Below are 12,574 nucleotides of genomic sequence, written 5' to 3' on the forward strand. Positions count from 1 at the left end.
ACACCAAGAGTAAAATGTGATCAGTACAGGTATAAAAAAACCGGCTCTGAAAGCCGGTTTTAAAAACGTTTATCAATCAACCATTAAACTGAAAATGGGTGAACCTTGATAATGGTTTCGTTACGATCTGGACCTGTAGAAACGATGTCAACAGGTACACCAGTCAACTCTTCAATACGTTTGATGTAATCAAGCGCCGCTTGTGGCAGGGCATCAATTGATTTAGCACCGAAAGTATTTTCAGACCAACCAGGCATGGTTTCGTAAATAGGTGTTACCGCTTCAAAAGCGTCAGCTGCCATTGGTGATACTTGAGCAATTGAGCCATCTGGCATTTGGTAACCCGTACAGATTTTTAGCTCTTCTAGACCATCAAGTACGTCAAGTTTAGTCAAGCAGAAGCCTGTGACTGAGTTAATTTGAATGGCGCGACGCATCGCTACCGCATCAAACCAACCACAACGACGCTTACGGCCTGTTGTCGCACCAAACTCATGGCCTTTAGTGCCTAGGTGATTACCGATTTCATCATCCAATTCGGTTGGGAATGGACCTGCACCAACGCGAGTACAGTAAGCTTTCGCGATACCTAGGATATAACCTAGATGGCGAGGGCCGAAACCAGAACCGGCTGCAACACCACCAGCAGTCGTGTTAGAAGACGTTACGTATGGGTAAGTACCGTGGTCGATGTCAAGCATAGTACCTTGCGCACCTTCAAACATGATTTTGTCGCCACGCTTACGCGCTGCATCAAGTTCATCGGTCACGTCGATCACCATCGAAGTCAGCAAATCAGCATAGCCTTGTGCTTGCTCAAGTACGGATTCGTAGCTTACTGGTTCAGCTTTGTAGAAATGCTCAAGTTGGAAGTTATGGAACTCCATCACTTCTTTTAGCTTTTCTGCAAATGAAGCCATATCGAACAAGTCACCAACGCGTAAACCACGACGAGCCACTTTGTCTTCATAAGCAGGACCGATACCACGACCTGTCGTACCAATTGCTTTTTTACCACGAGCCGTTTCACGAGCTTGGTCAAGCGCAATGTGGTAAGGAAGAATAAGTGGGCAAGCTTCAGAAATGAAAAGACGTTCGCGGACTGGAATACCACGCTCTTCTAGAGGCTTCATTTCATTGATTAGTGCGTCAGGTGAAAGCACAACACCGTTGCCGATGATGCATTTCACTTTATTGCGAAGAATGCCGGATGGAATTAAATGAAGAACGGTTTTTTCACCGTCAATGACCAAAGTGTGGCCTGCATTATGGCCGCCTTGGTAGCGAACCACGTATTTTGCATCTTCAGTTAAAAGGTCTACGATTTTACCTTTGCCTTCGTCACCCCATTGGGTGCCTAGAACGACTACGTTATTTCCCATCTTTCCAAGTCTGATTGCTAGTTAAAAAAGGATTCTAGCACCGAATCCTTTTCCTTGCAGTCCTTTTTTAAACACGAAAATGTCATAAAAATATAACTTAATAAATGATTCAGTTATTAGGCACGTAAGTTACTCATCCGAATATATTTTTACGATTAGCTCTCCTTGACGATCAACACAAGCACGGTACATACCAGAACTGTTCATTGCAAAATGAATGTCGCCTTGCGCATCAATGGCGATCAATCCACCCTCACCACCGAGCGTTTTAAGTTCACCCTGAATAATGGTTTCACATGCGGTATGAACATCTTCTTTTAAATAACGCATGCGAGCGGCAACGTCACTGGCAACCATTTTACGAATGAAATATTCTCCCATGCCCGTTGTCGATACCGCCACATTACCATTTTCAGCCACCGTTCCTGCACCTATGATGGGAGAATCGCCGACGCGACCAAATTTTTTATTCGTGATGCCACCGGTACTAGTAGCAGAGGCAAGGTTGCCTTGTTTATCCAATGCAACTGCGCCAACAGTGCCAAATTTCTTGTCATCTGGGAATTTTGATTCCGACAAAGCAAATTGATTGCGGCTTTTCATCGCTAGCAACTGTTCATAACGACGCTCAGTAAAAAAGTAATCTTGTTCTGTATATTGATGCCCTTGAGTAAAAGCAAACGCTTCTGCGCCCTCACCAATCAACAACACATGATCACTGTGCTTCATTACATCACGCGCGAGCTGCACTGGGTTTTTAATGTGCCGAACCCCAGCGACCGCGCCTGCATCCATCATTTTGCCATGCATGACAGAAGCATCCATCTCCACCATCTCTTGATGCGTTAACACCGAACCTTTTCCTGCGTTAAACAACGGAGAGTCTTCAAGTATTTTCACAGCCTCGACCACCGCATCCAGTGCATCACCATCTTGCGTCAGTACTTGATACCCCGCTCGGACAGCGCTTTCTAGTGTGTTCAAAATATCGCGCTTTAATGATTCGCTCATTTGTTGACGAATGATGGTTCCGGCGCCGCCATGAATGGCGATAGCAAAAGGTTGTGACATGAGAATTCCTTAACTTAATAAATTGAGAGGCAATACACTTCTGTTCTACACATTAACGATACCCAAATAACTTGAAGTTGCAGGTAGGCGGCAAGTGAGTACTGTAATAATTAACAAGCAACAAAAAAGCGCTAATCGCATGACGATTAACGCTTTCCATTTCATTGTATCAATCGGTTATTGCTGCCTACTTGGCACAACCAACCAAAAAATGATTAATGTGAACCGCAGCTGCCGCCACCGCAACAACCTTCTTTTTTCTCACCATGGTCATGGCCTTCACCACCACAGCAACCACCTTCATGGTCGTGGTCGTGGTCGTGGTCGTGGCCATGCCCACAGCCACCAGCTTGGTGAATGTGACCATGTTGGATCTCTTCTTCAGTTGCAGCGCGAATCGCAACGACTTCTACATCAAACGTTAATGTTTGGCCAGCCAACATGTGGTTACCATCAACTACTACTTCGTCACCATCCACTTCCGTGATTTCAACTGGAATTTGGCCTTGGTCAGTATCCGCTAGAAAACGCATACCCACTTCAATTTCATCAACGCCTTGGAAAACTTCAGCAGGTACACGTTGTACAAGCTCATCGTTGTATTCACCGTACGCATCTTCAGGAGCGATAGTTGCTGTGAACTTATCGCCCACAACTTTTCCTTCCAACTCATTTTCAAGGCCAGTGATTAGATTGTTGTGACCGTGAAGGTAATCTAGTGGTGCATCAACTGTTGATTGGTCTACGACTGCACCATCTTCCAATACTAATTGGTAGGCTAGGCTTACAACCACGTTCTTTTCAATTTTCATAACAACTCCAAGGAGGTTTGTTCCTAGGTTGTCATCTTCAAACCTAAGAAATCGATCGGTATGAGGCGTATTATGAAGATCTATTCCAGAAACTCAATTATTCTGGTTTAAAAATCCCGATCATCTCTTGCCGAGCATGTTCACTTTTTTCTACAGATTTGGGCTTTCGCTGCTCATGGTAGTCACACTCGACACACTCAACGAGCTCTATGTTGTTTTCAACCCACCAGCGCAGAGTGTCTTGTGACTGACAACTTGGGCACTTTGCACCGGCAATAAAGCGTTTTTTCTGTTTCACGTTACATCCTACAACTGAATATTGATTGGCGTTATTTTTCCCAATAATGACGAGATTGGCGATCATTATCCATTTCACGCCCAAATATTTCTTCTAGCTCTTTACGTGCCTCTTTGGCGCGCAGTGCGAGTTGTTTGTCTTGGTTATGTTGCGGTAGCAGCTCTTTGAGCATCGCATTATCGAGTTTTCTAAAATGTGCTTCGGCGCGCTTGGCTTGGTAAGGGTGCATGCCCAATTCGACCAGTACTTGTCGGCCGAGGTCCAAAGCGCCTAAGAAAGTTTCCCGCGAGTATTTATCGACCCCATGACTGAGTAACTGATACGCCTCTACCCGGCTACGAGCGCGAGCTAAGATCTTTAACTGCGGGAAATGGTGCTGACAAAGCTCGACAATTTTCATCACTTCATCGGGCGCATCGGTACAGATGACGATCGCTTCAGCTTCTTCTGCACCCGCGGCGCGCAATAGTTCAAGTTGAGTCGCATCACCATAAAAAACGTTATAACCGTACTCTCTCAATAATTTAATTTGACTGGCATCGCTTTCTAATACGGTAATTTTAATCTTATTGGCGTACATCAAACGCCCTACAATTTGCCCAAAACGGCCAAAACGGCCAAAACCCGCAATGATGATTTGCGGCTGTTTATTGACGACATCGGAATGCATCTCATCATCACTGCTGAGGTTCAATTTTCGCGCAAACCATTTGTCCTGAATCGTTAGTAATAAAGGTGTGGTGACCATCGACAGACTGACCACAACGAGCAAAAAGGCCACTTGATCCGGTAATAGCAAGCCCTGCGCGCTTGCCGCAGTGAAAATCACGAACGCGAACTCGCCGCCTTGGCTGAGGATCGCCGCCATTTTGCTGCGCGCTTTAGAACGCGTACCCGACAAACGCGCGAGGAGATAAAGGATTCCTCCTTTGAGCACCACTAGACCGAATACAGCCGCCAACACTTGCAGCGGCGCTTGCGCCAATAAGCCCAAATTAACCGCCATTCCAACGGCAATAAAAAATAGCCCGAGCAATAACCCTTTAAACGGTTCAATCGCGATTTCTAGTTCATGGCGAAATTCACTTTCAGCCAGCAGCACACCAGCCAGAAAAGTACCGAGCGCCATTGACAAGCCAAGCTGCTGCATCAGCAGTGCAATACCAATTACCAACAGTAAGGCAGCAACGGTAAAAAGCTCTCGCACGCCACTGGTCACAATATAACGAAACAGTGGGCTCAAGAGGAAATGCCCCGCCACCAGCAAAGCGGTAATACCACCCAACATCCAAATCATATCTAACCAGCTTCCACCCGCGTTGCCTGCCAGCAAAGGCAAAAAGGCCAACATTGGGATGACAGCGATATCTTGAAAAAGCAGTACCGCAAAACCAGACTGGCCAGCTTCACTGCGTGTTAGCCCTTGTTCTTCAATTACGCGTAATGCGATTGCTGTCGAAGAGAGCGCAAGGCCCATACCAATCACTAAACTACTCTGCCAGTTAACGCCTAATAGATAAGCAATACTGGCGATGACTAAGGTACTGACCACCACCTGCGCGCCACCCAAACCAAGGATCGGCCCGCGCATCTGCCACAATTTTTTGGGGTTTAATTCCAGCCCAATCAGAAACAACAGCAGCACTACGCCAAATTCAGCAAAGTGTAATATGGCTTGCACATCACTGATTAAACCGAGCCCCCAAGGGCCTATGGCTACACCCGCTAACAAATAGCCGAGCACCGAACCCAGCCCTGCACGCTGAGCAATCGGTACGGCCACCACAGCTGCGGTTAAAAACACCACGCTGCTTTGTAAAAAATCACCGCTTAACGCCATCAAGCTCTCCTTGTGTGGCCAGTGGGTGTTGCAACCAGTGCCGATAATGTTCAGCGTGTTGATAGCGCTCCATATCAGTCACATTACGTGACCAGTAGAGCACTAACGGTTCCATCCAATTCATACAACACAGAGCCGCAGTTAATTCAAATGGTTGGAGAATTTGATCCAGTGGGTATTTGTTGTAGCCCCGCTCATCAAACGCTTCTTTTTTTCCGCCCGTGGTGATGACGCTACGCCAGTATTTACCATGCAACGCCGTCTGTCCGCCGAAGGCAAACCCTTTGGCAAGCACGCGATCAAACCACTCTTTGAGTAGCGCTGGGCAGGAATACAGATAAAGAGGGTGTTGAAACACAATCACATCATGCTCAAGTAGTTTTTGCTGCTCTGCGTGCACATCGATAAAAAAATCGGGATAGGTTGCATACAAATCATGCACAGTGACGTGGGAAAGTGACGCAATATTGTGCAGCATAGTTTGATTGGCGATGGAGTTTAATGGCTCAGGATGCGCATAAATCACCAATATTTTAGGTGTAATTTGGTCAGGCATGACGGTGGTGGACATTTTTGTCTGCGCTCCCAATAGTTATCAATATGTTATTAGGCATAATAACGCAATTTGCATAATGATCGACATTTATCCTTATTGCCCCTACTATTCCACGCGATAACGTCTCGATATGAAAAATAGATTTTTATGATTACCTTCTCTGATATTCAATTACTGCGCGGCGGTAAACCGCTCCTTGAAAAGGCCTCTGCAACTATCCAGCCGGGCGATAAAGTTGGCCTAGTAGGCAAAAATGGCTGTGGCAAATCAACGCTCTTTGCCCTACTCAAAGATGAGCTATCTATTGACGCCGGCTCCTTCAGTAAACCAGCTCATTGGGAACTGGCTTGGGTTGCCCAAGAAACTCCAGCTCTTGATCGCAATGCGATTGAGTATGTCATCGATGGCGATCGTGAATATCGTGAATTAGAACGGCGCCTCAGCGTTGCTGAAGAGGCTGACCAAGGAACCTTAGTTGCAGAGCTGCATGGAAAAATTGAAACCATCGGTGGATACAGTATTCGCGCCCGGGCTTCTGAACTGCTTGATGGTTTGGGGTTTAGCCAAGAACAGATAGGATGGAGCTTAACGCAATTTTCAGGTGGTTGGCGGATGCGCTTAAACTTAGCGCAAGCGCTGTTGTGCCGCTCGGATCTACTGCTGCTTGATGAACCGACCAACCACTTGGATTTGGACGCCGTCATGTGGCTTGAACGTTGGTTACAAAACTATCCCGGCACCTTGATCTTGATTTCCCATGACCGCGATTTTCTTGATCCGATCGTCGGACGCATCATCCATATCGAAAATCAAGCCATGAACGAATACACCGGAAACTACTCATCGTTTGAAAATCAACGGGCGCAAAAACTGATCTTGCAACAAGCCATGTACCAGAAGCAGCAAAAACAGATGGTGCACATGCAAAGCTACATCGACCGTTTCCGCTACAAGGCCTCCAAAGCTCGCCAAGCACAAAGCCGTATAAAAGCGCTGGAACGAATGGAAAAAGTGCTGCCAGCTCAATTTGATAACCCATTTAATTTCGAATTTCGAGAGCCTTCGGCACTGCCTAACCCAATCATGATGATGGACGAAGTCTACGCCGGGTATGGTGAACGTTTAATTTTAGAAAAAATTCGCCTCAACCTTGTACCGGGAAGCCGTATTGGATTACTCGGGCGTAACGGTGCGGGTAAATCAACATTAATTAAATTACTCTCCGGCGAGTTAAAACCGCAAGGCGGCGATCTCACTTATTCGCAAGGTGTAAAGATTGGTTACTTTGCCCAGCATCAGTTAGAAACACTGCATCCAGAAGAGACCCCTCTGCAGCACATGATGCAAATTGCCCCGGATAAAAACGAACTTGAGCTGCGTAATTATCTGGGTAGTTTTGGTTTCCAAGGCGACAAAGCGCTAGAAAAAATCGCTCCGTTTTCCGGGGGTGAAAAGGCTCGCTTAGTGCTTGCGCTAATTGTGTGGCAAAAACCGAACTTGCTGCTGCTTGATGAACCCACCAACCACTTAGACTTGGATATGCGTCAAGCCCTAACGTTTGCCCTGCAAACCTTTGAAGGCGCGATGGTCATCGTCAGCCATGATCGTTATCTACTGCGCGCAACCACCGATGACTTGTACTTGGTGCACGATCGTCAAGTCGCGCCTTTCGATGGGGATTTAACCGACTACTACAAGTGGCTGACAGAACAACAGAAAGCGGAACGTAGAGAAGTTCAATCTCAGCAACCTGCCAAAGACAGCAGCAACAGTGCCGCTGCCAAAAAAGATCAAAAGCGCCGAGAAGCGGAATTTCGCATCCAAACCGCACCAATTCGCAAAAAACTGACACAACTCGAAGCGAAAATGGACACATTGAACGCGGCACTGGCGCAAACTGAAGTGCAATTGTCTGATACTTCGCTGTATGAAGCCGAAAACAAAGCTAAACTTACCGAAGTGATTGCGCTTCAAGCTCGCAGCAAATCGGCACTTGAAGCAATCGAAATGGAATGGATGTCGGAACAAGAGACACTCGAACAACTAGAGCAGGAATTCAGTCGCTAAGATGAGCCAAGAGCACGTACGATTATCACTGACCTTAGAACGCTTATGGCAATTCAGTTTGCAATACTACAGCGTGCGAGAAGTGAAAGAGGCGTGCTTAAGTTTACAAAATAACTTCCACGGCAACGTCAACTTATTGCTGCTACTCAAATGGCTTGATGAGCAACAAGTGACGGTTGCCGATGCTGACTGGCAAAATGTCACTCAATGTATCGGTCGTTCAGAAGCGCTGTTGCACAGTTACCGAGAGTTAAGACGACGTTTGAAAAGCATGGTGCCAGATACGCTGTACCGCGAGGCGCTGCAATTTGAGCTGCAACTTGAAAAGCAGCAGCAAGCTGACCTTGTGGAATGTATCAACGCATTGGCATTGCAGAATAACCATGGTGAACAATTAACGCTGCGTTACTGTCGCCAGCTTGGCTGTGAGCATTTGCATCTCGCCTTTAAAACCCCAGCGCCTCATTCTCAAAAACCGTAACTACATCAATTGCTCTCTCAGTGTATACTGGTCGCAATTCATAAAAATAATACGCTATGGTTATGACTCCATTTATCGCTGCTACTGGGCTAACAAATCCACACCTTCAGACTCTGCTTCCTCGTTTATTGCGCAAATGCGCACGTTTTGAGCCGCTGTGGCAAACGCTGTTTACACCTGATGGTGATTTTTTAGACCTTGCTTGGAGTGATGATTGGCGCTCAGAGCGAGTACAAAATAAACCCTTATTCGTCTTGTTTCATGGCTTAGAAGGCAGTTTTCATAGCCCTTATGCCAATGGCTTAATGTACGCCTTCGCACAACAGGGGTGGTTATCGGTCATGATGCATTTTCGTGGCTGTAGCGGCAAACCGAACCATTTGGCACGCGCTTACCATTCTGGTGAGGTTGAAGATGCACGCTTTGTGCTCGAATACATACGCAAGCAATGCCCGAATAGACCTGTCGTGGCGGTGGGCATTTCTCTTGGCGGCAATATGTTGGTTAATTACTTAGCGCAATATAATCACGACCCGATCGTTAGCGCGGCAACCGTTGTCTCCGCTCCGCTCGATCTGGCAGCGTGTTCCACACGTATTGAACAGGGATTTTCAAAGGTTTATCGCGCTTACTTACTGACATCATTGAAAAAAAATGCACTAAAGAAACAGCATCTTTTACATAATGAGTTAGGTATTTCTCACCATCAAATTAAACACATCAAAAAACTTTACGAATTTGACGATCTCATCACCGCGCCTTTGCATGGTTTTCAAGATGCGCAGGATTACTACCAGCAGTGCTCAGGCCTTTCAAAGCTGACACAAATTCGCGTGCCGCTACAAATCATTCAAGCGCAAGATGATCCCTTTATGACGGATGCCGTGATCCCAAAATTTGCCTTACCAGAGAACATCCATTACCGCTTATTTACCCAAGGTGGCCATGTCGGTTTTCTCAGCGGTAGCGCGCTTAAGCCTAAATTTTGGCTCGAAGAAGCACTTCCAACCTATTACGAAGATCTGCGTCACGGCAACCCTATTGACCATCAATGCAACGCATGATTAATCACATATCGCTTTAAATCGATACCCTTTTCTCCATGACAGTTTAAGAGGTCGTCATGCTTATTCCTTGGCAGCACATTGCGCCTGAAACACTGGATAATTTGATTGAAACGTTTGTATTACGCGAAGGTACTGATTACGGAGAGCAGGAAGTACCATTGCAGCAAAAAATCGAGCAAATAAAGAAACAGCTCGCAACAGGGGAAGCGATCATCGTCTATTCTGAGTTGCATGAAAGTGTGGATATTCAATTGCGTAAATAATTTCCGCACAAAACAATCTACTCTTTTCGTGCTATATTGCAGCCATCGATAACAAGTACGTTACATACAGACAGGGTTTGTCATGTCAGCAAAACATCCAATTATCGCTGTCACCGGCTCGTCCGGTGCCGGTACAACTACGACCTCTGAAGCCTTTCGCAAAATGTTCAATATGATGAACATAAAACCAGCATGGGTTGAAGGGGATAGCTTCCACCGCTTTACCCGGCCAGAAATGGATGTGGAAATTCGTAAAGCGCGCGAACAAGGGAAGCACATCAGCTACTTTGGTCCACAAGCCAATGATTTTCCTGCATTGGAAGAATTTTTCCGCCAATATGGGAAATTAGGCACAGGCCAAGTTCGTCGTTATCTGCACTCTTTTGACGAAGCTGTGCCCTACAATCAAATGCCCGGCACCTTTACACCTTGGCAAGATTTACCAGAAAACTCGGATGTGATGTTTTACGAAGGTCTGCATGGCGGTGTAGTCGATGGCGATGTAAACGTCGCGCAGCATGTCGATTTTTTGATAGGTATGGTGCCAATCGTTAACCTTGAGTGGATACAAAAATACGTGCGTGATACACGTGATAGAGGCCATTCACGTGAAGCAGTGATGGATTCTATCGTTCGTTCAATGGACGATTACCTCAATTACATCACCCCTCAATTCTCGCGAACTCACATCAACTTTCAACGGGTGCCAACGGTTGATACTTCAAACCCACTTAACGCCAAGGGCATCCCTAGTTTGGATGAAAGCTTCGTCGTGATCCGTCTGCGCGGCATAAAGAATGTTGATTTCCCCTATCTGCTCGCCATGATTGATGGCTCTTTTATGTCGCGCCACAACACCATTGTGGTGCCGGGTGGCAAGATGAGTTTTGCGATGGAATTGATCGTCAGACCGATCCTGCAGCAATTGATTGAAACAGGTAAAATTGGCTAAGTGATCGGACAAGTTGACGGTTACTTTTCATACCGTGATCATGTGCACAGTTTTGCGTAAAAAATCATGCCACTGACACGATTAAAATCAAGAAATCGTTTCTGAAAAAGGATACTATCCTTAACCGAAACACAAGTTAGCTTGCAGCATTTGGAAAGTGCTCTTATCCTAGTAAGCCTATTTTAGGCTTAGCTACAATATGGAAAGCGGCAAGCGTACCCTGCAGAGGAAGTGAGATATTATGGTTCTAGGTAAACCTCAAACCGATCCAACACTAGAGTGGTTTCTTTCACACTGTCATATTCATAAATACCCATCGAAAAGCACGTTGATTCATGCGGGCGAAAAAGCAGAGACGCTGTACTACATCGTCAAAGGCTCGGTAGCGGTATTGATTAAAGACGAAGAAGGTAAAGAGATGATCCTCTCTTACCTCAACCAAGGTGACTTTATCGGTGAGCTTGGTCTATTTGAAGAAGACCAAGAGCGTACTGCTTGGGTCCGTGCAAAATCACCTTGTGAAGTTGCGGAAATCTCTTTTAAGAAATTCCGTCAGCTTATCCAAGTGAACCCAGACATCTTAATGCGTCTGTCTGCACAAATTTCTCGACGCCTGCAAGTCACCAGTCAAAAAGTAGGCGATTTAGCCTTCCTAGACGTGACGGGCCGTATTGCACAAACGCTACTTAACCTGGCGAAACAACCTGATGCAATGACGCACCCAGATGGCATGCAAATCAAAATCACCCGTCAAGAGATCGGCCAAATTGTAGGCTGTTCTCGTGAAACTGTGGGACGTATTTTGAAGATGCTCGAAGAGCAGAATTTAATTTCTGCCCACGGTAAAACTATCGTGGTGTACGGAACTCGTTAATTTCAATCAAAATGATTGAGATTGAATGCATAAAGCCACCTTGGGGAACTCAGGTGGCTTTTTCTTTGGTGATATTTCAGTACGAAAGTAAAAAGATGAGAGGCTATTGCATGTCTGTACTTTCAAATATCTTATCTGCAGAGGCCGCCACAAAACCACTGTAGAGTTCACCGTTGACCATTGGATAGCGTTTGGCAAATTCATAGAATCCACCGGGAATCACCTCCACCCCTTCCGTAAATTGCACCGGTACTTTATCGGCCATGGTCGACGACTGCTCAAGCAGCACATCAGGCGTACCTTTCACTTCCCCACCATTTTCATTGATGGTAAAACCCGCTTGGCGTAGATGATCATTGACCGCTTTCACTTCATTAAACGCCTGCAGTTGATTAACACTAACAGTGAAATGGTTTGCGCCATAACCATGCGCCGCCAACCAAGCGGCGTATTCACTTTCGTTGGCAAGCTGCAAATAATCGCTGTAGCTTAGTTGCCACAGGCGACCGCCATATAAAAAGTCACTGCTGTTTAATTTATTGCTATCGACTTGATGTACCAGCTTCTCCACAATGGCTTGGAGTGCAGGTGAGCACTCTTCCACTTTCAGCTCGCTTATGAATACTTTAGGCTGGGTCGAATCAGGGTGTTCATAGTGCTTCGCTACCAGCTTCTTACTTTCAAACACATAATCACCACAGGCAACGTAGCCTAAGGCAAGAAAAGGCTTAGCCAGCGTTTCAATACCTAATGGCGCAACATTGAAGGTTCGCAACGCAATATGGTCATTAATCAAGGCTTCGTCTTCTTGAAGCAAGTGATGGACTTTGTCGGCAGAAGGGCAAAGGCGCTGAATGTAGTCATTCCATAATGATTGAAATAAAACGGTTGGCGTCATAACGCCTCCTTGT

Annotated in this window: 13 protein-coding genes; 6 read left to right on the top strand and 7 right to left on the bottom strand. The window is 46.1% G+C overall.

The annotated features are described in order from the left end of the window. Positions 1-83 precede the first annotated feature (83 nt). The 6 genes from CCZ37_RS11520 to kefG all read right to left on the bottom strand — a co-directional run bounded on the left by CCZ37_RS11520 (position 84) and on the right by kefG (position 5,974). The gene (locus tag CCZ37_RS11520; protein ID WP_013855915.1) at positions 84-1,382 is read right to left on the bottom strand and encodes an adenylosuccinate synthase; all 1,299 of its coding nucleotides are present in this window, start codon (positions 1,380-1,382) and stop codon (positions 84-86) included. A gap of 129 nt (positions 1,383-1,511) precedes the next feature. Then, positions 1,512-2,453 (bottom strand): isoaspartyl peptidase/L-asparaginase family protein, encoded by a 942-nt coding sequence (locus CCZ37_RS11525; protein ID WP_094500556.1) that lies wholly within the window; start codon positions 2,451-2,453, stop codon positions 1,512-1,514. Between the two features lie 215 nt (positions 2,454-2,668). Then, on the bottom strand, positions 2,669-3,265 hold the full coding sequence (gene slyD, locus CCZ37_RS11530) for a peptidylprolyl isomerase (RefSeq protein WP_094500557.1): 597 nt from the start codon (positions 3,263-3,265) through the stop codon (positions 2,669-2,671). A gap of 97 nt (positions 3,266-3,362) precedes the next feature. Continuing rightward, a complete protein-coding gene (locus CCZ37_RS11535) occupies positions 3,363-3,563 on the bottom strand; it encodes a YheV family putative zinc ribbon protein (protein ID WP_010318749.1) in 201 nt (66 codons plus the stop codon). A 31-nt stretch (positions 3,564-3,594) separates the two neighbouring features. Then, complete coding sequence (gene kefB / locus CCZ37_RS11540) at positions 3,595-5,403, bottom strand: glutathione-regulated potassium-efflux system protein KefB (protein ID WP_094500558.1); 1,809 nt, start codon at positions 5,401-5,403, stop codon at positions 3,595-3,597. Beyond that, entirely contained in the window at positions 5,387-5,974 is a 588-nt protein-coding gene (kefG, locus tag CCZ37_RS11545; protein ID WP_208613917.1) for a glutathione-regulated potassium-efflux system ancillary protein KefG, read from the bottom strand. The genes kefB and kefG overlap by 17 nt, the downstream gene beginning before the upstream one ends. A gap of 132 nt (positions 5,975-6,106) precedes the next feature. Here kefG and CCZ37_RS11550 point away from each other — a divergent pair, with 132 nt between their 5' ends. The 6 genes from CCZ37_RS11550 (at position 6,107) to crp (ending at position 11,663) form a co-directional block, all read left to right on the top strand. Continuing rightward, on the top strand, positions 6,107-8,026 hold the full coding sequence (locus CCZ37_RS11550) for an ABC transporter ATP-binding protein (RefSeq protein ID WP_094500559.1): 1,920 nt from the start codon (positions 6,107-6,109) through the stop codon (positions 8,024-8,026). Between the two features lies 1 nt (position 8,027). Beyond that, complete coding sequence (locus CCZ37_RS11555; RefSeq protein ID WP_010318745.1) at positions 8,028-8,507, top strand: TIGR02444 family protein; 480 nt, start codon at positions 8,028-8,030, stop codon at positions 8,505-8,507. 56 nt (positions 8,508-8,563) lie between these two features. Beyond that, a complete protein-coding gene (locus CCZ37_RS11560) occupies positions 8,564-9,571 on the top strand; it encodes a hydrolase (RefSeq protein ID WP_094500560.1) in 1,008 nt (335 codons plus the stop codon). Positions 9,572-9,630: 59 nt separating this feature from the next. Beyond that, the gene (locus tag CCZ37_RS11565; protein ID WP_010318743.1) at positions 9,631-9,837 is read left to right on the top strand and encodes a YheU family protein; all 207 of its coding nucleotides are present in this window, start codon (positions 9,631-9,633) and stop codon (positions 9,835-9,837) included. A gap of 82 nt (positions 9,838-9,919) precedes the next feature. After that, on the top strand, positions 9,920-10,789 hold the full coding sequence (locus CCZ37_RS11570) for a phosphoribulokinase (RefSeq protein ID WP_010318742.1): 870 nt from the start codon (positions 9,920-9,922) through the stop codon (positions 10,787-10,789). 241 nt (positions 10,790-11,030) lie between these two features. After that, positions 11,031-11,663 (top strand): cAMP-activated global transcriptional regulator CRP, encoded by a 633-nt coding sequence (gene crp / locus CCZ37_RS11575; RefSeq protein ID WP_010318741.1) that lies wholly within the window; start codon positions 11,031-11,033, stop codon positions 11,661-11,663. A 103-nt stretch (positions 11,664-11,766) separates the two neighbouring features. On the opposite strand, the gene CCZ37_RS11580 is transcribed toward crp, so the two are convergent. Then, positions 11,767-12,561 (bottom strand): DUF1338 domain-containing protein, encoded by a 795-nt coding sequence (locus CCZ37_RS11580; protein ID WP_094500561.1) that lies wholly within the window; start codon positions 12,559-12,561, stop codon positions 11,767-11,769. Positions 12,562-12,574: the final 13 nt, after the last annotated feature.

This window comes from Vibrio qinghaiensis (assembly GCF_002257545.1).
GTDB classification, from domain to species: Bacteria; Pseudomonadota; Gammaproteobacteria; order Enterobacterales; family Vibrionaceae; genus Vibrio; species Vibrio ordalii.